Here is a 21,354-nt window from a genome sequence, read left to right on the forward strand (position 1 = left end):
GCCAAGGAGAAGAGGATGACCGTTCAAGCACGAGTGCGCGCCATCGCAGCCGGCGCAGTGGCCGCCGCATCGCTGTTCGGTGCGGGCGAGGCGCCGGCGAACACGCTGACCGGCGCGTTCGACACCGGCCCCGCGGGCGCGCCCCAGCAGTTCAACCCGCTCACCGCCACGGCGGGCTATAGCTGGTTCAACAAGTATTTCGGCACGCTGGTGCTCTACAACGCCGAGATGACGAAGATCGAAGGCGACCTCGCGAGCGACTGGAACGTATCGCCCGACGGCAAGACGATCACCTTCCATTTGCGCAAAGGTGTGAAGTGGCAGGACGGTCAGCCGTTCACGGCGAAGGACGTGAAGTTCACGCTGGATCTGCTGAAGAATCCCGATCTGCCCAACCAGTTCTGGGCGCGTCTTGCGGATATCCAGAGCGTGGCCGTGCCCGACGACAACACGGTCGTGCTCACGCTTGGCAAGCCCAACCTCGCGCTGGTCGACGCGCTCACGAACGTTATGATCGTGCCGGAGCACGCGCTCGCCTCGATTCCCGTGAAGGACCTGCGCACGGCCGCGTGGTGGAAGACGCAGCCGGTGGGCACCGGCCCCTTCAAGTGGGGCAAGTACGTGCCCGACCAGTATGTGGAGCTCGACGCCAACCCCGGCTACTATCGCGGCCGTCCGCATATCGACGCGCTCATCAACCGCTATTTCAAGGACGATGGCGCCGCCGTGCTCGCGCTCCAGTCGGGCGATATTCAGTATAGCTATATGTCGCTCGCGCAGGTGCGCAACACGAAGGCGGAGCGCTTTCGCACCATCGCCGGTCCGTCGCGCGTGGTGAACTACGTCGGCGTGAATTTCAGCGATCCGCGCTTCAAGGACCTGCGCGTTCGGCAAGCGCTGCTGATGGCGATCGACCGCGCGGGCCTCATCAAGAACCTTTATGCAGGGCAGGCGCAGGTCGCGAACTGCGTGCTCACCGAGCCGCAATACGTGCCGTCCAACCTCAAGCCGTACGCCTATGATCCGGCCGCGGCGAAACGGCTGCTCGACGAAGCGGGCTGGAGCAAGTTCGCGGGGCAGCCCATCGAGCTGCTGACGTACTACACCGACCCGGTTTCGCGCAACGCCATGGCCGTGATCCAGGCGATGTTCGCGGCGGTGGGCGTGAACGTGCAGCCGCGTTTCGTCGACGCGCCGACCTACGGCGAGCTGGTGCGCGCGGGCAAGTTCGCCATGACCTTCGCGGGCACGACCAACGGCCCCGACCCCGACGTGCTCAGCAGCGTGCTGATGTCGCAATACGCGCCGCCGCGCGGCTACAACCTCATGCGCGTGAACATGCCGGAGCTCGACAAGCTGTTCGACGAAGGGCGCGCCGCGACCGACACCGCCAAACGCTCGAGCGTCTACCAGGACGTGTGCCGCTACACGAACGCCAATCTGCCGTGGCTGCCGGTGCTCGAAGCGAACCGCTTCGCGGGCGTCTCGACCCAGGTGCAGGACTTCGTGTGGACGCCGGCGCCAGGCGGCGGCCGTTACATGGATCACCCGGAACGCTGGTCGGTCAAGTAAGCGAGGCAACACCGAAATCGTGTCACCCGGTCGCTCGCGGCCGCTAGAAGGGCAAACATGACTCACTATCTGATCAAGCGGTTCCTGCTGTACATACCGATCCTGCTGGCGGTGCTCGCCGTCGTGTTCGTGTTCGTTCGCCTCGCGCCGGGCGATCCGGTCGATGCCTTCGCGCCGCCCGGCCACGATATCTCGGCGGTGCAGAAGGCGGCGTTGCGCCATGAGCTGGGGCTCGACCGCCCGGCCTACGTCCAGTTCGGCTATTGGGTCAAGGAAATGACCAAGGGCAATCTGGGCTACCGCTACAAGGACGGCACCTCGGTGAGCCACGATATCGCGTCGCGCATTCCGGCCACGCTGCTGCTGACCGGCACGGGCATCGGCATCGGCGTGCTGCTCGGCGTGTTGCTGGGGCTCGTCTCCGCGCATATGGAGGGCAGCATTGTCGATCATGGGCTCTCGCTGCTCGCCTATGTGGGCGTGAGCGGTCCGGTTTTCCTGCTCGGCATTCTGGCGCTGTACTTCCTTTCCATGACGCTGGGCTGGTTTCCCACCGGCGGCTACACCACGCCGGGCAAGGGCGGCGCGGCGGACATTCTCTGGCATCTGATCCTGCCCGCCTCGGTGCTGTCGATCCAGTACGTCGCGATCCTCATGCGCTACACGCGGGCGAGCCTGCTCGAAGTGATGACGCAGGACTATATCCGCACGGGCCGCGCGAAGGGATTGAGCCGCTCGCAGGTGCTCACGCGGCACGCGTTTCGCAATGCGCTCATTCCGATCGTGACCGTGATCGGCGCGAACTTCGCGAACATCATCGGCGGCGCTGTGTTTCTGGAGACGATCTTTTCGTGGCCGGGCATGGGCACGCTGCTGCTCGACGGCATCGCCGCGCGCGACTACCCGCTCATCATGGGCATCACCTTGTGGATCGCCATTGCGGTGCTGGTCGTCAACCTGCTGACCGACGTGGTGTATGCCTTCATCGATCCGCGCATCGCGCTCAACTGAACCATGCCAGCCTTGATGGAGAGTGCTTCATGCAGCAAAACCTTGCCCTTGCAGGCGCCGCCGCACGCGGCGAACGCAGGATGAGATCGTCCGTTCTGCGCCGCTTCGCGCGCAACCGGCTCGCGGTGTTCGGCCTCGTCGTATTCGGCCTCGTGGTGTTGCTTTGCGTGTTCGGCCCGTTCGCGAGCCGCTTCGGTCCGAACACGATCGACCTGAGTTCCGTTTCGCTGCCGCCTTCGGCCACGCACTGGTTCGGCACCGACGAAACCGGGCGCGACATGTTCGCGCGCACGCTGGCCGCAGGCCAGGTGTCGCTCACCGTGGGCCTCCTGAGCGCGCTGCTCTCGGTAGTGCTCGGCCTGCTGTTCGGTGGCGTCGCCGGTTATTTCGGCGGCAAGATCGACATGCTCATCATGCGGCTCGTGGACGTCGTGATGATCTTCCCCACCACCATCGTCCTGCTCACGCTCGCGGCCGTCCTCGGACCGGGCACGGGCAAGACCATCGTGATCGTCGGCGTGCTCACCGCGCCGCTGGCGGTGCGGCTCGTGCGGGCACGCGTGCTGACCGTGCGCGAACTCGACTTCGTGGCGGCGGCGCGGCTGCTCGGCGCGGGGGACGCGTACATCATCGTGCGCCACTGCCTGCCGAACACGACCGATGTGATCGTCGCGTTCGCGAGCCTGAATTTCGTGTCGGCCATCATGATGGAGGCGGGTTTGAGCTTTCTCGGCCTCGGCGTGCAAATGCCGTTCGCGAGCTGGGGCAGCCTGCTGAGCCTCACCACCGACGCCTCGATGATGCAGGCCTATCCGTGGATGTGGATGCCCGCGGGAATTCTTATCGTTGTGACGGCGCTCGCCGCCAACTTTTTCGGCGACGGACTTCGCGCCGCCTTTGATCCAAAGTCAAACCAGGAACAACACGCAAAATGACCCAGTTTTCCCTGCACGGCATCGTGCCGCCCGTCGTCACGCCCCTCACCACGGACATGGAGGTCGACGCGCCTTCGCTGCGCCGCGTGGTGCGCCATCTGATCGACGGCGGCGTGCACGGTCTGTTCATTCTCGGCTCGTCGAGCGAAGTGGTGTTTCTCGACGCGCAGCGCCGCGCCGAAGTGATCCGTATCGTTATGGAAGAGGCCGGCGGCCGCGTGCCCGTGATCGCGGGCGTGATCGACATCGCCACCGACCGCTGCATCCAGCACGCTCGCGAGGCGCGCGCGCTCGGCGTCGATGCGCTCGTGCTCACCGCGCCGTTCTACACGCGCACCTCGCAGGCCGAGATCGTCGATCACTTCTGCTACGTGCGCGACGCCGTGGATCTGCCGCTCATCGCCTACGACATTCCGGTGTGCGTGAACATCAAATTGGAACGCGAGACGCTGCACAAGCTGTACGCGCGCAAGGCCATCGTGGGCCTGAAGGACAGCAGCGGCGACGACGGCAACATGCGCATGGTCATGCGCGATTTCGCGGCGCATCCGGACTTCGCAGTCCTGACCGGATCGGAAATCACGGTGGACTACGCCCTGCTCGGCGGCGGCCACGGCGCGGTTCCCGGCCTCGCCAACGTGGACCCGGCCGGCTATGTGCGGCTTTACGACGCCGCGCGCAAGGGCGACTGGGCGGCGGCGCGCGCCGAGCAGCAGCGCCTGATCGAGTTGTTCGAGATCGTGTTCCAGGGCTATCCCGACACGAGCCGCAACGCCTCGGGCGTGGGCGGCTTCAAGACGGCCATGCAGATGATGGGCCTCATCACCCATCGCCACATGAGCCGCCCGAATGCGGTGCTGAGCGACGCGCACGCCGCGAAGGTGCGCGCCATTGTCGAAAAGAGCGGACTCTTGCGGGCGGGCTGACATGAGCAACGAGGTCATCGCGCTCGACGTGAAGCAATTGTGCGTGCGCTTCGCCACGCCCGCGGGGCAGGTGCACGCGCTGACCGACGTCACCTTGCAGGTGCGGCGCGGCGAGACGCTGGCGCTCGTCGGCGAGTCGGGCAGCGGCAAGTCGGTCACTTCGCTTTCGCTCATGCGGCTGCTTGGCGGCCGCGCGCAACTCGCGGGCGAGGCGTGGCTGCATTCGGGTGGATCGGCCAAATCGGCCGGATCCGCTGGATCGGGCGCGGTCGATCTGCTCGCGCTCGGCGAAAAGCCGATGATGAAGCTGCGCGGCAACCGCATCTCCATGGTCTTCCAGGAGCCGATGACCTCGCTCAATCCGCTTCAGCGCATCGGTAAGCAGGTGGAGGAGGCGCTCACGATCCACGGCATGGGCAAGCGCGGCGAGGTGCGCGAGCGCGCCATCGCGCTGCTCGGCAAAGTGGGGATCTCCGACCCGGCTTCGCGCGCGAAGCAGTATCCGCATCAGTTGTCGGGCGGCATGCGCCAGCGCGTGATGATCGCCATCGCGCTCGCGTGCGAGCCCGCCGTGCTGCTCGCCGATGAACCGACCACGGCCCTCGACGTGACGGTGCAGGCGCAGATTCTCGAACTGATCCGCAAGCTCCAGCAGGAAGCGGGCATGGCGGTGGTGTTCATCACGCACGACATGGGCGTGGTCGCGCAGATCGCCGACCGCGTGGCCGTGATGTACGGCGGCCAGATCGTGGAGACGGCGCCCACCGCCGAGCTGTTCGCCGCGCCGAAGCACCCCTATACCCGCGCGCTGCTCGATTCGATTCCACGGCCGGCCGAGGGCGGCGCATTGCGCGGCATTCCCGGCCAGATCGAAGCCATCGTCGGCGCGCCCACGGGCTGCCGCTTCGCCAATCGCTGCACGCGCGCCGAGGCGCGATGCAGCGTCGAGGTGCCCGCCCAGACGCAGGTGAACGAGGTCCATAGCGTGCGCTGTCATTTCTGGAACAAGGTATGAACGGTATCGACGCGAACGATGAGGCCGGCGTGCGGCCCATTCTCTCTTTCGAGCAGGTGTGCCGCGAGTTTCCCGTGCGCCAGGCGTTCCTGCGCGCGCCGGTGGCGCTGCATGCGCTGACCGGCGTGTCGTTCGACGTGAAGCCCGGCGAGATCGTCGGGATCGTGGGCGAGTCGGGCAGCGGCAAGTCGACGCTCGGGCGCATCGCGCTCGGCATGATGGCGCCCACGAGCGGCACGGTGCGCTACCAGGGGCAGGACCTGGCGGGGCTGCGCGGGCGCGCGCTGCGCGAGGTGCGGCGCGACATGCAGATGATTTTCCAGGACCCCAATTCGAGCCTGAATGGCCGCATGACCATCGAGCAGAGCCTGCTCGAACCGTTCGTGCTCCACAAACTCGGCACGGGCGTGGAGCGGCGCGCCGAAATCGCGCGGCTGCTCGACGTGGTCGGGCTGCCGGCTTCGGTGCTGCGGCGCTATCCGCATGAATTGTCGGGCGGGCAGAAGCAGCGCGTCGTGATCGCGCGGGCCTTGACGCTCAAGCCGAAGGTGCTGGTGGCCGATGAAGCCGTGGCCGCGCTCGACGTGTCGGTCAAGGCGCAGATCGTCAATCTGCTGCTGGAACTGCGTCGCTCGCTGGACCTGGCCATTCTCTTCGTCTCGCACGACCTGCCCATCGTGCAGAGCATGTGCGACCGCGTGCTCGTGCTGTATCTCGGCCGCGTGATGGAGCTCGCGAGCCGCGCGGGCATTCGCGACGGCGGCTTGCATCCTTATACGCAGGCGCTCACGCGCAGCTCGCCCGTGCCCGACCCCGCGCGGCGTCTTGCGGGCGAGGATCTGCTCAAGGGCGAAGTGCCCAGCCCGCTGAATCCGCCGCCGGGCTGCGTGTTTCACACGCGCTGCCCGCGCGCAATGCCTTCGTGCAAGAGCACCGTGCCGCCGCTCGTGCACCGGGAGGATCGCCACGAAGTCGCTTGCCTGCTGTATGGCGAGTCGTCCGGCGTGCCGCTCGCGCCAGTCGTGCCGCTCACGCCCGCGTGAGCGCCTGCGCGCCGTCTCTTGATCGAACTCCTATGTCCTCCAGACATCTGCTCGACCCGGCGTTCCAGTCGCTTGCCGACGCCTCGCCGCCCGACCTGTGCGGCGAGCGCCTGCCCGAGCGCCGCGCGCTTGCCGCGCACTGGGCGCGTGAGGCGCAACACGCTGCGGCGCTCGATGACCGCGACGTCAGCGTTCACACGCGGCACGTGAGCGGTCCGCCCGGCGCGCCGCCCGTGCGCGTGGTGATTTACACGCCGCCTGCGCCGGACGCGGCCACCGTGCCCACGGGCAAGCTGCCCGCGCTCGTGCATCTGCATGGCGGCGGCATGGTCATGGGGCAGCCCGAGAACGCGCACGGGCGCAACCTTCGCCTCGCGGCCGAGGTGCGTTGCGTGGTGGTGTCGGTGGACTACCGGCTCGCGCCGGAAACGCCGCTGCCCGGCGCGGTGGAGGATGCCTACGCGGTGCTGCGCTGGGTGCACGACCACGCGCCTATGCTTGGAGTGGATCGCACGCGACTGGCCGTGGCGGGCGAGAGCGCGGGTGGGGGCATCGCGGCGGCGCTCGCGTTGCTCGCGCGCGAGCGCGGCGAAATCGCGCTGCGCTTTCAGTTGCTGACTTACCCGATGCTCGACGACCGCACCGGCTCGACGGGCCCGGTGTCGCCTTACGCGGGCGAGTTCGTCTGGACACCGGCATCGAACCGCTTTGGCTGGCGCGCGGCGCTGGCCGGGGAGCCGGGAGGGCTGCACGTGAGCGCCTATGCCGCGCCTGCGCGGGCGCAAAGCCTGGCCGATCTTCCGGCGGCGTTCATCGCGCTCGGCGCGCTCGACTTGTTCGCGGCGGAGAACCTCGCTTATGCAGGACGACTGATCGATGCGGGCGTGCCGACCGAATTGCATGTGTATCCGGGCGCGCCACACGGTTTCGACTCGGTCGAAGACACGCGGGCCTCGCAGGATTGCTGGCGGGCCACGGTAAGCGCGCTTGCGCGGGCGCTTCATGCCTGACGCGGCGACGTACGGCGACGCATCAAACGAGCGCTTCCGATGAATATTCCCTGGCAGGACATCATGCCCGACGCGGACAGCGCCATGCCGCTCTACTTGCAGATGGCGGGCAAGCTCACGGCCGCGATTCGCGGCGGCGCGTGGCAGGCTGGCGACGCGCTGCCTTCCGAGCGCACCCTGGCGAGCGCCTTGAAGGTCTCGCGCATCACCATGCGCCGGGCGATGACGCTGCTGGTGCGCGACGGGCTGGTGCGCCGCGTTCGCGGGTCCGGCACGTTCATCGCGCCGCCCGCGGCCGGTACGGCCACGCCGCCCGCTGCCAGAAGCGGCGTGCGCTGTGTCTCGCGTACGATCCGCGCCGCGAGCGACGAGGAGGCGCGCCTGCTCGGCCTCGCGCCGGGCGAACGCGTCGCGGCGATTCAACGCCTGCGCTACGTGGGCGGCGTGGCGGTGGCGCTCGAAGCGCTGGTGCTGCCGGCCAGCCTGCCGCCGCTCGATTATCTACAGGATTACTACGAGTTGACCGCGCAATGGCGCGAGCCGCTCACTTCAACCGGCCATTGACATGCTCAGCGGAAACCTACTCACGACGGACGGCTGGATTCGCGGCCGTCTTCACATTCAGGACGGACGCATCGCGGCGCTCGAAGGCGAGCCCGCCGATCCGGCGGGCAACGGCGAGCCCTGCATCCTGCCGGGCTTCATCGACCTGCACGTACATGGCGGCGGCGGCGCCGACGTCATGGAAGGCTCGGCCGCCGTGGCGACCATGGCGCGCCTGCATGCGCGCCACGGCACCACCAGCCTGCTCGCCACGACGGTCACGGCGCCGCGCGCGGAACTGCGGCGTGTGCTCGCCGACCTCGGCGACCATGCGCGCACGCGCAGCGCGGGCGGCGCGCGGGTGCTGGGCGTGCACCTCGAAGGACCGTATATCAACCCCGGGCGTCTGGGCGCGCAACCGGACGCCGCGGTCGCCGCCGTGCTCGACGAGGTGCTGGACTATCTCGCGCTCGCACCGGTGCGCATCGTCACGCTCGCACCCGAAATCGCGGGGCACATGGAGATCATTCGCGCGCTTGCCGGGCGCGGCGTGCGCGTGCAGATCGGCCACTCGGCGGGCACGTATGAAGACGGCGTGCGCGCGCTCGAACATGGCGCGGCGGGCTTCACGCACCTGTTCAATGCGATGTCGCCGCTGCATCACCGCAATCCGGGCATGGTGGGCGCGGCGCTCGCGCATGCGGACTACGCGGAGATCATTCCCGACCTGGTGCACGTGCATCCCGGTGCGATCCAGGCGGCGGCCCGCGCGATTCCGCGCCTTTACGCCGTGACCGACAGCACCGCGGCGGCGGGCATGCCCGACGGCGCATACCGGCTCGGCAGCCAGCACGTCACGAAGTGCATGGGCGGCGTGCGCCTCGCCGACGGCACGCTCGCGGGCAGCACGCTGACCATGGACCAGGCGCTGCGCAATCTCGTGTCGATCGGGCTGCCGCTCGCCGACGTGTCCCACCATTTGTCGCGCCACGCGGCCGACTACCTCGGTCTGGCCGATCGTGGGCGCATCGCGCCCGGAGCCTGGGCCGATCTCGTCGTGCTCGACCGCGCCCTGGCGCTCACCGCCACTTTCGTAGAAGGAGAACGGATTGTCGAAGATGCTTGAAGAGGCGCTCGCCGCGCCTGCCGTCGTCGCCGCGCAGTTAGCCGACCCGTCGCGGGTCGAGGCGCTCGCCGCCTTGCTCACCGAACGCGCGCCGCAGGTCGCCTTGACCGTTGCGCGCGGCAGCTCGGACCATGCCGCGAGCTATTTCGCCTCGCTCGCCATGAACTGGCTGGGCGTGCCGGTGGCCTCGTTGCCGATGTCGGTCGCGACGCTGCGGCGCGCCCCGTTGCGCGTGGGTGGGCAACTCGCGCTGGCTTTCTCGCAGTCGGGCCGCAGCCCCGATCTCGTGGGCGCGATGGCCGCGTTGCGCGAGGCCGGCGCGCTGACCGTGGCCGCCGTCAACGCTCCCGATTCGCCGCTCGCCGCGGCGTGTGAATGGCATCTGCCGCTCGCGGCCGGTCCGGAACTGAGCGTGGCCGCCACCAAGAGTTATGTGGCGATGCTCGCGTTGTCGGCGCAACTCGTCGCGGCGTGGTCGCGCGAGCGCGCCTTGAGCGAGGCCCTGGCCACCTTGCCCGCCGCGCTGCATGCCGCATGTGAACTCGACTGGCACAGCGCAATCGACGCGTTGTGCGAAGCCGACCGCATGATCGTGATCGGCCGTGGGCCGGGACTGGCGATCGCGCAGGAAGCCGCATTGAAGCTCAAGGAGACCTCCGGCATCCAGGCCGAGGCGTTTTCCGGCGCGGAAGTGCGCCACGGCCCCATGGAACTCATCGACCGCGCGTATCCGCTGCTGGTATTCGCGCCGCGCGGCCCGGAGCAGGACGGCCTGCTGCAACTCGCGCACGACATGCGCGAGCGCGGCGCGCGCGTGCTGCTGGCCGCGCCGTCTGCCGTGCCCGGTGCGAACCTGCCGCTGCTCGAAACGGGTCACGAGGCGCTCGACCCGATCGCCGCGATCCTGCCGTTCTACGTGATGGCGGCGGGTCTCGCCGCCGCGCGCGGGCGCAACCCGGACACGCCGCGTCATCTGAACAAGGTCACCCAAACACTTTGATCTAGCCGTCAGGCCGCACCGGCGTCGTTGCGCCGGTGGGCCGCGGTTCGGTTTTTTTAGTTCGGCTTTTCAGTCAGCAGGCAAACCAGGGAGGACACAATGAAGCGAAAAGCAATGGGGTGGGTCGTGGCGGGAGCGGTCATGCTCGCGGTGGCGTGCCAGGTCTCGGCGCAACCGTCGCCGGGCTCGGACAGCGGCGTGGCGGCGAGCGGCGCGGAGTCGAATATCAAGGCGACCAAGGCGGCCAACCGCAAGCTGCGCCGCGACGTGCTGCGCGCGTTGGCGAAAACGCCGGGCCTGAACAATGAACGCATCTCCGTGCGCGCCAACGGCGGGGCGGTGACGCTGAGCGGTTCGGTGCCGGTGGCCGACCAGATCCAGAAGGCCGGCGATGCAGCGCGTCAGGTGAGCGGCGTGAGCTCGCTCAGCAATCGCATCACTCTGCGCTCGTATAACTGAGCGGTTGTTGGCGGTTGTTACCCGTTGATATCGATGCAGGTTGCGACGGCGCGCCATGCGCCGTCGCATCGGTATCCTAATGTTCTTCTTCCATCCAGCACATACCCGCGCGCGCGAGCAGCGCGCTCGACGCGGCCGGCCCCCACGAACCCGCAAGATACGGGCGCGGCGGCGCGGTGCGCGCCTTCCAGTCGCGCAGAATCGGCTCGACCCAGCGCCAGGCCGCTTCCTGTTCGTCGCGGTGCACGAATAGCGCGAGACGGCCGTGGATCGCGTCGATCAGCAGCCGCTGGTACGCATCCATGCGCTCCGGCGCGAAAAAGCGGTCGAAGTCGATTTCGAGGTGCACGGGCTGCAAGGCCATGCCTTCGCCGGGACGCTTCGCGAGCCAGTGGAGGCGAATGTCCTCGTCGGGTTGAAGGCGTATCACGAGCCGGTTTGCGCCTGGGCGGCCCGATTCGTTGCCGAGCGACGAGTGCGGCACGGGCCGGAACGTGATGACGATTTCGGCCGCGCGCTCGGCGAGCCGCTTGCCCGTGCGCAGAAAGAACGGCACGCCTGCCCAGCGCCAGTTCTCGACTTCCACGCGCAGCGCGACGAAGGTTTCGGTCGTGCTCGCGTGCGCGATGCCGGCTTCCCGCGCATAGGCGGGCACGGCTTCGCGGCGGATCACGCCCGCGTCGTACTGGCCACGCACCGCGACGCTGTCGATATCGTTCGCGGGCACCGGTTTGAGCGCGCGCAGCACGCGCAGCTTTTCGTCGCGCACCGCGTTGGCGTCCATCGAGTGAGGCGGCTCCATCGCGACGATCGAGAGCAATTGAAGCAGGTGGTTCTGCACCATGTCGCGCAGCGCGCCCACACTGTCGTAGAACTCGCCGCGCCCCTCCACGCCGAGTTGCTCCGCAATGGTGATCTGCACGCTTTCGACCCATTCGCGCCGCCACACCGGCTCGAACAGCGTATTGCCGAAGCGCAGCGCAAGCAGGTTCTGCACCGACTCCTTGCCGAGATAGTGGTCGATGCGGTAGATCTGCTCCTCGGCGAAAATCTGGCCGACTTCGTCGTTGATCTGCCGCGACGACTGGAGATCGTAGCCAAGCGGCTTTTCGAGCACGACCCGGGCGTCGCGCGTGAGGTCGAGCGCGGCCAGCGCGCGGCAGATCGGCACGAACAGCGCCGGGCCCGTCGCCAGATAGTAGAGCGGTTTTTCGCGGGTCGCGTGCGCGTGTGCGGCCGATGTGTCTCGAAGCGTGTCCCGAAGTGCGTCCCGAAGCGCGACGAAATCTTGCGGGCGCGAGAAGTCGAGGCGGACGTATTCGATGCGTTCGACGAACCGCTGCCACGCCGCGCAAGCCGGGCCGCTCTGGGCGAGATGCGGGCGAACGCATGTGTCGAGCCAGGCCATGAGGTCCGCGCGGCTCGCGCAACTGCGGTCCACGATCAGGATGCGCAGCGCGTGCGGCAGTCTGCCCGCGGTTTCGGCTTTGTGCAGCGCAGGCAGTATCTTGCGCATGGCCAGATCGCCCGTTCCTCCGAACAGGACGAACGAGGTGGCGTCGTTTGGTGAGGTGTTGCCCATATGGATGACGTACGCTCGCACGACGGCGCGCGCCGCCGCGATTGCGGCGGCACGGCCGCGTCGTGGAGAAAGCTTGAGGAAAGGAGCGGGCGCGCTCAGAACGAGTGGTTGATGCCCAGATAGGCGCCCACCTGCGAGTGGCCCGGCAGCGGGTTGTCGAGGTTACTGTTGTTCAGGCCGGGATTGTTGGGCTCCAGCGAGAAGGTGGCGTTGCTGCTGTTGTGCACATAGCCCACGTTGGCGTAAAGGAAGGTGCGCTTCGAGAGGTTATAGGTCGTGCCGAGTTCGTACATCGTGGCGTGGCCGTGGGCGTCGTGAGTGTCGTTGCCCGCGCCCTGGCCCACGTCGACGTGATACGCGGCGAGCGTCACGAGCAGGAAAGGGTTCGCCTGATAGCCCACGCCCAGCCAGTAGTGATTCGCCGTGCTCGCGAGGCCCGTTGGCGTGTCGGGCGCGAACATGCGCGTGGCGGCGCCCTGAACGAGGAACGACCCGAGGCGCAGGTTGGCGGCCAGGATGAATTCGCGCGACGCCGTGAACACATTGCTGAACTGGCCGTTCGGGTCGCGCAATTCGTCGTAGATCGCTCGCACGTCGAACAGGCCGGTGCGGTAGGTCAGTTGCAGGCCGTCCGAGCGGCCGTACGAGCCCGTGTCGGTGCCGTTCCAGTTGCCGGGCTTGCCGCCGAACGAGTATTGCGCCGCCAGATCGAAGCCGTGCCAGGAGGGGCTCAGGTAACCGACGTTGCTGTTGGTCTGCTGCCACGTGCGCCCGCGCACCAGCGAAGCGGAACTGAACATCTCCTGGAGGAAGGGGTCGAACGCGGATACGCCGTTGCTGATGAAGAGATCGCGCCCGAACTTGATCGTTCCGTAGTTCTCCTGAGATAAACCGACCCACGATTTGCGGTGGACGGTGCCGGCGGTCCCGGTGGTCGCCTTGAGCGAGCGCGAGAGGAAGAAGATCGTCTTGACGCCGCCGCCCAGATCCTCCGTGCCCGTGAAATTGAGCATGCCCGTGCCCCAGTCGCCGCTTTGCATGCCAAAGCGCGACGCCGTTACGCCAGGCGAGGTCTGCACGTTGTTCATGTACGCGAACCCGGCGTCGATGCGCCCCGAGAGCGTGACGCTAGACTGGGCGCTCGCGCCGGTGGATAGCGCACACAAGACCGCCGCCGCACCGGGCGCCCATACCGCCTTCTTCATTGTTAGATCTCCTTGTCAAAACCGTCTTTGCGATGCCGCCCCGGCGCATGCGGCCGGGTTGTAAGCGTGTTGTTCACTACGTGTTCTTCACAGGGCGGACGGGAGTCGGCAACGGCGCGTGGGGCCAAAGCCCGCGCGGCCGCGCTATCGCGATCGATCTCTGTGCTGTGCTAGAATCAGATATCTGACATCTGAGGTCAAATGCTAGCACTGCAAAATTCGACCGCGCAAGTCGTTTTTTAAGACCGCCGGTGCAAGTCTTTTGCGAAGCACGCAAAAGACAGGCGAGCGGGAGTGCGAGCATGCGGTGTGGCAACGGAGCGGAACCCGAACTGACTGGAGAGCAAACATGACGTCTCGCATCCCTGCTTACCGGCAGGCCCAGATGGAGATCAAGAGCTACATCGAGCGGCATGGCCTGCGTTTTGGCGACGCGCTGCCCTCCGAGGGGCAGCTTGCGCAGGATCTCGGCATGAGCCGGCCTTCGTTGCGCGAAGCGATGAAGAGCCTCGAATCGCTCGGCGTGGTGGAGTCGCGGCATGGCGAGGGCATCTACGTCAAGGCGTTTTCGTTCGATTCGATCATCGACAATCTGCCGTACGCCTTTATCGCGGAAGGCCATAGCCTGCGCGAATTGCTCCAGGTGCGCGCGGCAATCGAAATTGGCGCGGTGCCCGAGATTCATGCGCGCATTCCGGCTGCCGATGTCGCGCGCCTGCGCGTGCTGGCGCAGCAAATGCTCGCGCGGGCCGAGGCACACGAGTTGTACGAGGAGCAGGACCGGGAGTTTCACGCGACGCTGCACCAATGCCTGGACAATCCGTTCCTGAGCCGCCTGATCGACCTGTTCTGGCAGGTGTTCCGCCGGCTGAACCATTCGACCGGGCAGCCCGAGCACTGGCTTATCGAAGCGACCGCGCGCGACCACATCGATATCGTCGACAGGCTCGAAGCGGGTGATCTGGGCGGCCTCGTGAAGGCCTACCGGAAACACTTCGACACGATCTTCGCGCGCATGGATGCGGAGGCGGCGGGCGCGTGAGCGCTTCCCGTCGGCTGCCGTCGGGCGGCTCAACCGGTAATTAGGGGCGTGTTAGAATTAGATATCTGATGTCTGATCGTGCACTGACGTGCATCGTCGCACCCGCGAGGCGAATTCGAGCAACGTGCGTCATCCGGCTCGCGCGCCTGCCACGCGGCGGTCCCGACCTGGTGGAGAGTCTATGAGCAACCGTGTTCCGGCCTATCGGCAGGCCCAGATTGAAATCAAGAAGTTCATCGAGGACCGCAAGCTGCGATTCGGCGACTCGCTGCCGCCCGAGGGCGTGCTCGCGCAGGAACTGGGTATCAGCCGGCCGTCGCTGCGCGAAGCGATGAAGAGCCTGGAGTCGCTCGGCGTGGTGGAGTCGCGCCACGGCGAGGGCATCTACGTGAAGGCGTTCTCGTTCGATTCGATCATCGAAAACCTGCCTTATGCGTTCGTGGCCGACGGCCGCAGTATCCGCGACTTGCTTCAGGTGCGCGCGGCCATCGAACTCGGTTCGGTGCCGGCCGTGCTGCAACAGATTCCGCCGGAAGACGTCCAGGCGCTGCGTGAACTGGCCAACGCCATGCTCAAGAAAGCCAAGGCGGGCGAGGAGTACGAGGAAGAGGACCGGCAGTTCCACGCCACCATGTACCGCTGCCTTGGCAACACGTTCTTGAGCAAGCTCACCGACATGTTCTGGCGCGTGTTCCACCGCATGGACCAGACCGGCGAACCGCCCACGCGCAAGATGCTGGAGGCTTCGGCGCGAGACCACGCGAGCATCGTCAAGATGATCGAGGCGAAGGATCTGCAAGGCCTGATGAGCGCATACGAAAAGCATTTCAATACGCTGCTCGGCCGGCTTGGCGCGGCCCCTCAAGGCAAGGCCGCCTGATTGTCGTATTTGTCGCATGAGAGCGGGGGCGACGCCCTCGCTCGCACCAGGATGTACCGCAAGTCGCAAGCGGTGCAATGCTTGCCTGAATAATTAGGTTTACGAATCAATAGCAATCTCTTCATGCAGAGCAACTGTAGCGAGTTGGCGTCTCTTGCCGATACCTGCCCTGAGTTTCCTGTCGGGCTGAAGAACGGCGCGGGCGCGAGAATGGGCAGTGTGATTTATGCGGGGCTGGGGTCGGCGGGAACGCAATGGTATGCGCTCGATCTCGCGGCACACCCCCGCGCGTGGCGCAGACTTGCGGACTTCCCCGGCGGCCCGCGCGAGCAGAGCGGCTGCGCCGTGGTGGGCGGCAAGCTCTATGTGTTCGGCGGCGCAGGGCAGATTCCCGGTTCGGGCGGCACGCCGGACACGGTCATCCACTGCGACGTGCACGAATTCGATCCCGCCGCGAACCGCTGGCGCGAACTGAATGCGCGCAGCCCCCGCAGCGTGCTGGGTGCCGCGTGCGTCTCGGCAGGCGCGCGCGTGCTGTTCTTCGGCGGCGTGAACAAGACGGTGTTCGAGACGCTCTTTCGCGACCTCAAGGCCGCCGGGAGCGACGCCGAACGCCGCCGCGAGATCGAAGTGGCGTACTTCAGCCAACGCCCCGAGGACTATCGCTTCGCCGACGACGTGCTGTGCTACGAGCCTGCGGAAAGCACATGGCGCTCGCTCGGCAAGCTGCCGCTTCCGGCCGTGGTCGGCGCGGCTGTCGCGTTCGATGGTAGCCAGGCGACGTTGATCCACGGCGAGTTGAAACCCGGCTTGCGCTCGCGCGCGGTCAATCACGTCGAAGTGGCGGGCGAGATACTTGCAAGCCGGGCCGCGCCTGATATCGTCGCGCCGCCTGGCGAGTCGGTGCAGGAAGGCCTGGCGGGCGCCTTCGCGGGCTACAGCAACGGCGCGCTGCTGGCGGCGGGCGGCGCGAACTTCCCCGGCGCGTGGGAGCAGTACGGCCAGGGGCGAACCTACGCGCACCAGGGTCTGCAAAAGACGTGGCGCGACGTGATCTACGCGCTCGTCGACGGCCGCTGGGAGGTGGCGGGGCAATTGCCGCAAGGGCGCGCCTATGGCCTCTCGATCCCGCTTGATGACAGCGTGCTCTTGCTGGGCGGCGAAGGTCGCGGCGGCGAGGCGCTGCGCTGCATCGACCGTTTGCGCTGGGATGGCCGCAAGGCGCATGTGACGCCTCTCGACTAGCGGTGCCGCATGTCCGGCCTGCTTCAGCACGCTTGCGCCTTGCCGAGGCAGGTTGGGCTGTAGCGCAGCATGTCGAGCCAGCTTTGCGCAATGCGTTCGGCGTCGTGTCCGGGGTTGTCGACTACCGGGCTGGACAGCCATTCCAGAAGCACGCCGTTCCACAGCACCAGAAAGAGCGAACTGGAAAACTCCACGTCGAGGTCGCGGGGCAGTTGTCCTGCGCGAACGGCATGGCGTAGCGCGGCTTGCAGGCGCGTCTGGAGTTCGTCGGCGACGTCGCGGCAGCGCGTGAGCACGGGGCACGACTCGTCCGGCAACTCGTATTTGCGGAAGATGATCGCGAAGATCCGCCACGTTCGCGGATTGCGCGCGACGTCATGCAGCGATCGCGCAAAGACCTGGCCGATGTGGCCGAGCGGATCGGTTTGCGGCGCGTTCGCCACTTCCTTGACCAGCGTTTCGGTCGGCAGCCCGGCGCGCTCGATCATCGAAGCGAACAACTCGCTCTTGTTCTCGAAGTGCCCGTAGATGGCCCCGCGCGTGACGCTCGCGGCACTGGCGATGTCGCTTAGTGTCGCGGAGGCGACGCCGCGCGCGACGAATACGTGCTCCGCCGCGTCCAGGATGCGATTACGCGTCTCCCAGGCGGCCGCCTTGGTTCGTTTCATCAGTTCGTTGTCCGATTCAACTGCGAAGCGGGGGATGGCGGCTGCGTCTCGCGCAGCGCATCGTTCAGCGCGTGCGGAACACGGGGCTGCGCCGGTTGACGAAGGCGTCCACGCCTTCGCGGAACTCGTCGTGCTCCGCGCAGGCGAGAAAGCCGCGCTGCTCGGCGACCAGTTGCGCGTCGAGCGAGCGTTGCGCCGCGCCGCTGAGCAGCGCTTTGGTCTGCGCGAACGCATTGGACGACAGCGCCAGCAGTTGAGCGGCACGCGCCTGGGAGGCGGCGGCCAGCTCGCTTGCGGGCACGACCCAGTTCACGAGACCCATCTGCAAGGCCTCGCTCGCGCTGTATTGCTCGCCGAAGTAGAGCCATTGCGCGGCGCGGCGCGGGCCGACCGCCTGGGGAAGCGTGAACGTCGCGCCGCCATCCGGCGAAGCGCCGATGCGGCTATAGGCCGAGGCGAAGGTGGCATGGTCGGCCGCGATCACCACATCGCATGCGGCGGTGAGCGAGAGGCCGAAACCGGCGGCCACGCCGTTCACGCAGGCCATCACGGGCTTGCGCGATGCGACGATGGTTTGCACGCAAAGCTGCGCGTGGCGCACGAGCTTGCCGATCTGGCGCCGGCGTTCGGAGGGGCGCTCGTCGAGCGTCTCGCGCATCGCGTGCACGTCGCCGCCCGCCATGAACGCGCGGCCCGCGCCCGTGACCACGATCACGTGCACGTCGGCGCGCTGCGTCGCGCGTTCGAGCTGCTCGGCCAGTTCCACGGCCATTGGCGTGTTCAAGGCGTTCAGCGCATTCGGGCGATTGAACGTGAGCGTGGCGACGCCCTGCTGGATTTCGGTCTCGATCAGTTTGGCCATGGCGGTTCGATACGCGGTGCATGGGACGGCGGGAGCCCGTCCGGCTTGAGCGCATTGAACCTTTTGGCGACGCCTGCGGCATCGTCCGATCAGACGAGAGCGTGTGCGCGGGTCAGACCTTGGGCGTGCGCCGGGTCCGCCGGGTTTGTCGAGGCGCGGGCGCCGCCGCGTTGCTTTCGCCGGGCGCGCGCAGTGCTTCGCCGAGAAAGCGTGCGGTGTCCTCGATGCGCGCGCGCAGATCGTAGTCGGGGTCGAGGCGCCAGTTGCGCACGATCGACAGATAGGCCGCGCCGATCATCTGCGTGAGAAATGCACCGTCAAAGTCGTTGCGCACGTCGCCCTGGTGCTGGCCCGCCGCGACGAGCGGCGCAAGCGTCGCCTGGAAATAGTCGACCCGATGGCGCGCGAGTTCGAGCGTGCCCGCATCGCGTTCGAGCTCGCAGGTGACCGCGCGCAGATAGGTGGGGCGGCTCGTTGCCGCCGTTTCGAACGCCCGCAGCACGCTGAGAAGGCGCGCCTGCGTGCTGTGTTCTGCGGCGAGCTGCTCGTCGACGACGGCCTTGAGCTTCGCGAGCTGCTCGAGCCACAGCGCCTGCAAGACGGCGTCCTTGCCCGGGAAGTAATTGAAGAAGGTCGCGCGCGCGACATCGGCATAGTCGGCGATCTCGTCGATCGTCGTGCTGGCGATGTCGCGCTCGGCGAACAGACGCCGCGCGGCTTCGAGCAGCCGCTCCTGGGTCTTCTGCTTGTTGCGCTCCCTGCGCGAGAGCGTCGCGTTCGTATCGGTCATGCGGTTTCGAAGCCCTGCGGGGCGGGTTGATGCCGGTGGCGGCCGGGCTAGCGCAGCGTGACTTTCACCGTATGCAGCGTACCGCTGAAGCGGAACGGCACGCGATAGTCCTCGCTGACCGGTGTGCCCGTATCGAGCCCGACATTCATGCCTTCGACATAGGACATCACCCACGGCACCGTGCGCTCGATGCGCCCCGTGCCGATCACCTCGCCGTCGAGCCTGAGCGTGGCTTGCCCGCCCTTGCCGTAACCGCCGCCATCGGCTTCGAAGTCGAGCGCGAGCCGGTGACGCCCCGGCGGAATGATCGTGCGGGACTCCACCGTATAGCGCGCCGTGCCCAGCAGATTGTAATGATAGACGAGCCGGGCGTCGCGCAGATAAAGCGCGTGTCCGCCGAAGCGGCCGCCCTGGTTGAAGAGCACGCCCTCGCGCGTTTGCGCGGGCAGATCGACGTCGGCGGCGATCGTGAACGAGCGGTTCGCTACGTTGGGGGAACTGCCGGGCGGCACGCGTTGCGTGCCCGGATAGAACACGAACTCGTTGCGCCCGCGCACGGCGCTCGGCTTGGGCGGGCCGGGCAGGTTCGCCGTGCCGCGCATGATCGGCAGCGCGTGGTTGCGGGCCGCCTCGATCCAGAAGCGATCCTGCAACTCGCGCAGCTTCGCGGGTTCCGTGCCGGCGAGATCGATCGCTTCGCTATAGTCGTCGGCGACGTGGTAAAGCTCCCAGCGAATGTCGTCCAGCGAGCGGATATCCATCGGGAACGACCACGGCATCTCCACGGGACCGGCGGCCGCGACCCAGCCGTCGTGATAGATCGCGCGATTGCCCACCAGCTCGAAATACTGCGTTTTGCGGTGCGATGGCGCGTGGGCGTCGTCGAAGGTATAGGCCATGCTCACGCCCGACATCGGCGACTGCTCCACGCCGTGCACCACGCGAGGCGCCGGCAGGCCGATGCATTCGAGCACCGTGGGCGCGATGTCGATCACGTGGTGGAACTGCCGGCGCACGCCGCCCTGGGCCGCGATGCGTTTGGGCCACGTGACGACCATGCCATTGCGCGTGCCGCCGAAATGCGAGGCCACTTGCTTGAACCACTGGAACGGCGTGTCCATGGCGTGCGCCCAGCCCACCGGATAGTGGTTGTACGCCATCGGCCCGCCAAGCTCGTCGAGATGTTCGAGCAGCACGGGCAATGCTTCCGACATGCCGTTCATGAAGAGCGTTTCGTTGAGCTCGCCATGCGGGCCGCCTTCGGCGCTCGCGCCGTTGTCGCCCTGAATGAAGACGACCAGCGTGTTGTCGAGCTCGCCCATCTCGCGCAATGCGTCGATCACTCGGCCGATCTGGTGGTCGGCGTGCGCGACCGTCGCCGCGTACACCTCGATCATGCGTGTGTAGACCTTCTTCTGGTCGGCCGAGAGCGTGTCCCACGCCTCGATCTCGTCGGGGCGGGCGGTCAGCAGCGTGTTCTCCGGTACGACGCCGCAGGCCTTCTGGCGCGCGAGCGTCGCCTCGCGAATGCGGTCCCAGCCTTCGTCGAACTGGCCTTTGAAGCGCTCGATCCAGTCTCTCGGCGCGTGATGCGGCGAATGGCCCGAAGCGGTGGCGTAGTGCATGAAGAAAGGCCGCTCGGGCGCCACCGACTTTTGCCGCCGTATCCAGGTGATCGCGCGATCCGCGAGGTCGCTCTCCAGGATATAGGCGGGGTCGTCGTGCGGCGGCTCGATGGCTTCGGTGCCGAGATAGAGTCCCGGCGACCACTGGTTGGTGCCGCCGCCGAGAAATCCATAGAAGTACTGAAAGCCCATGGAAGTGGGCCAGTGATCGAACGGGCCCGCCGGGCCGCTCTCCCAGTCGGGCACGTTGTGGTACTTGCCGATCATGGCGGTGGAGTAGCCGTGCAGCCGCAGGATGTCGGCCAGCGTTGCCGAGTCGCGCGGGATGATGCTCGTATAGCCGTCGTAGGCCGTGGCCGATTCCGTCACGCGGCCGCTGCCGACTTCATGATGATTGCGCCCGGTGAGGAGCGCCGCGCGCGTGGGCGAGCACATGGCCGTGGTGTGGAACTCCGTGTAGCGAAGTCCCGCGCTCGCGAGCGCGTCGAGCGTGGGCGACGGTATCGGGCCGCCGAAGGTGTGGCTCGCGCCGTAGCCGATATCGTCGGTGAGGATGAGCAGCACATTGGGCGCGCCCTCGGGCGCACGCGGCGTGTCCGGCCATTGCGGGTCGGCGGCTTCGCGCGCGGTGCGCCCGGCGCGGGTCGAACGCGGCCGCTCGGGCCGTGGCAGCACGTCATGCGCTTGAGGCGCTTTTGCGTTGTCGCTCGCAGTCATCTCCTGTCTCCTCTCTCCAGAATCGGGTTCATGGGTTGTGTCGCGCACACCTGAGATCAGGCGCCAAGGTAGCAGGCGTTCTGAAATTTGTATACTCA

20 protein-coding genes are annotated in these 21,354 nt (G+C 67.1%); 14 read left to right on the plus strand and 6 right to left on the minus strand.

The features are described 5' to 3' along the window. The first annotated feature begins 15 nt into the window (after positions 1-15). From C7401_RS33635 to C7401_RS33685, 11 genes are all read left to right on the plus strand, one after another. Positions 16-1,572: an ABC transporter substrate-binding protein gene (locus tag C7401_RS33635; RefSeq protein WP_112176105.1), complete on the plus strand. Its 1,557-nt coding sequence runs from the start codon at positions 16-18 to the stop codon at positions 1,570-1,572. A 57-nt stretch (positions 1,573-1,629) separates the two neighbouring features. Next, positions 1,630-2,583 carry an ABC transporter permease gene (locus C7401_RS33640; RefSeq protein WP_112176107.1) on the plus strand — a complete coding sequence of 318 codons (954 nt, stop codon included), beginning with the start codon at positions 1,630-1,632 and terminating at the stop codon, positions 2,581-2,583. 80 nt (positions 2,584-2,663) lie between these two features. After that, a complete protein-coding gene (locus tag C7401_RS33645) occupies positions 2,664-3,518 on the plus strand; it encodes an ABC transporter permease (protein WP_208948978.1) in 855 nt (284 codons plus the stop codon). Then, a complete protein-coding gene (locus C7401_RS33650) occupies positions 3,515-4,444 on the plus strand; it encodes a dihydrodipicolinate synthase family protein (protein ID WP_112176109.1) in 930 nt (309 codons plus the stop codon). The genes C7401_RS33645 and C7401_RS33650 overlap by 4 nt, the downstream gene beginning before the upstream one ends. A gap of 1 nt (position 4,445) precedes the next feature. Then, positions 4,446-5,459: an ABC transporter ATP-binding protein gene (locus C7401_RS33655; RefSeq protein ID WP_112176110.1), complete on the plus strand. Its 1,014-nt coding sequence runs from the start codon at positions 4,446-4,448 to the stop codon at positions 5,457-5,459. After that, positions 5,456-6,502, plus strand: coding sequence for an ABC transporter ATP-binding protein (locus C7401_RS33660; protein WP_112176112.1), 1,047 nt, complete (start codon positions 5,456-5,458; stop codon positions 6,500-6,502). The genes C7401_RS33655 and C7401_RS33660 overlap by 4 nt, the downstream gene beginning before the upstream one ends. Before the next feature lie 32 nt (positions 6,503-6,534). Then, positions 6,535-7,512 (plus strand): alpha/beta hydrolase, encoded by a 978-nt coding sequence (locus C7401_RS33665; RefSeq protein WP_112176113.1) that lies wholly within the window; start codon positions 6,535-6,537, stop codon positions 7,510-7,512. Positions 7,513-7,551: 39 nt separating this feature from the next. Further along, positions 7,552-8,076 (plus strand): GntR family transcriptional regulator, encoded by a 525-nt coding sequence (locus C7401_RS33670; protein WP_112176115.1) that lies wholly within the window; start codon positions 7,552-7,554, stop codon positions 8,074-8,076. Position 8,077: 1 nt separating this feature from the next. Beyond that, positions 8,078-9,181 carry an N-acetylglucosamine-6-phosphate deacetylase gene (gene nagA / locus C7401_RS33675; protein ID WP_112176117.1) on the plus strand — a complete coding sequence of 368 codons (1,104 nt, stop codon included), beginning with the start codon at positions 8,078-8,080 and terminating at the stop codon, positions 9,179-9,181. Beyond that, a complete protein-coding gene (locus tag C7401_RS33680; protein WP_112176119.1) occupies positions 9,174-10,181 on the plus strand; it encodes an SIS domain-containing protein in 1,008 nt (335 codons plus the stop codon). Before nagA ends, C7401_RS33680 begins: the two co-directional genes overlap by 8 nt. A gap of 99 nt (positions 10,182-10,280) precedes the next feature. Next, positions 10,281-10,640, plus strand: coding sequence for a BON domain-containing protein (locus tag C7401_RS33685; protein ID WP_258397335.1), 360 nt, complete (start codon positions 10,281-10,283; stop codon positions 10,638-10,640). A gap of 76 nt (positions 10,641-10,716) precedes the next feature. Here the strand turns inward: C7401_RS33685 and zwf are convergent, their stop codons facing one another. Next, positions 10,717-12,222 carry a glucose-6-phosphate dehydrogenase gene (gene zwf / locus C7401_RS33690; protein ID WP_112176123.1) on the minus strand — a complete coding sequence of 502 codons (1,506 nt, stop codon included), beginning with the start codon at positions 12,220-12,222 and terminating at the stop codon, positions 10,717-10,719. A gap of 95 nt (positions 12,223-12,317) precedes the next feature. Next, a complete protein-coding gene (locus C7401_RS33695) occupies positions 12,318-13,427 on the minus strand; it encodes a porin (RefSeq protein ID WP_112176125.1) in 1,110 nt (369 codons plus the stop codon). A 349-nt stretch (positions 13,428-13,776) separates the two neighbouring features. Between C7401_RS33695 and C7401_RS33700 the strand changes: the two genes are divergently transcribed. The 3 genes from C7401_RS33700 (at position 13,777) to C7401_RS33710 (ending at position 16,594) form a co-directional block, all read left to right on the plus strand. Next, the gene (locus C7401_RS33700) at positions 13,777-14,469 is read left to right on the plus strand and encodes a FadR/GntR family transcriptional regulator (RefSeq protein ID WP_112176127.1); all 693 of its coding nucleotides are present in this window, start codon (positions 13,777-13,779) and stop codon (positions 14,467-14,469) included. A 181-nt stretch (positions 14,470-14,650) separates the two neighbouring features. Further along, positions 14,651-15,349, plus strand: coding sequence for a FadR/GntR family transcriptional regulator (locus C7401_RS33705; RefSeq protein WP_112176129.1), 699 nt, complete (start codon positions 14,651-14,653; stop codon positions 15,347-15,349). Positions 15,350-15,472: 123 nt separating this feature from the next. Then, the gene (locus C7401_RS33710) at positions 15,473-16,594 is read left to right on the plus strand and encodes an N-acetylneuraminate epimerase (RefSeq protein WP_112176131.1); all 1,122 of its coding nucleotides are present in this window, start codon (positions 15,473-15,475) and stop codon (positions 16,592-16,594) included. A gap of 23 nt (positions 16,595-16,617) precedes the next feature. On the opposite strand, the gene C7401_RS33715 is transcribed toward C7401_RS33710, so the two are convergent. The 4 genes from C7401_RS33715 to C7401_RS33730 form a co-directional block, all read right to left on the minus strand. Further along, the gene (locus tag C7401_RS33715; protein ID WP_112176132.1) at positions 16,618-17,262 is read right to left on the minus strand and encodes a TetR family transcriptional regulator; all 645 of its coding nucleotides are present in this window, start codon (positions 17,260-17,262) and stop codon (positions 16,618-16,620) included. Between the two features lie 64 nt (positions 17,263-17,326). After that, positions 17,327-18,124, minus strand: coding sequence for an enoyl-CoA hydratase/isomerase family protein (locus C7401_RS33720; protein ID WP_112176134.1), 798 nt, complete (start codon positions 18,122-18,124; stop codon positions 17,327-17,329). A 112-nt stretch (positions 18,125-18,236) separates the two neighbouring features. After that, complete coding sequence (locus C7401_RS33725) at positions 18,237-18,914, minus strand: TetR/AcrR family transcriptional regulator (protein ID WP_112176136.1); 678 nt, start codon at positions 18,912-18,914, stop codon at positions 18,237-18,239. Between the two features lie 47 nt (positions 18,915-18,961). Next, entirely contained in the window at positions 18,962-21,256 is a 2,295-nt protein-coding gene (locus tag C7401_RS33730) for an arylsulfatase (protein WP_181565765.1), read from the minus strand. Positions 21,257-21,354 lie beyond the last annotated feature (98 nt).

The sequence above is a fragment of the Paraburkholderia unamae genome, assembly GCF_003268775.1.
GTDB classification, from domain to species: Bacteria; Pseudomonadota; Gammaproteobacteria; order Burkholderiales; family Burkholderiaceae; genus Paraburkholderia; species Paraburkholderia unamae.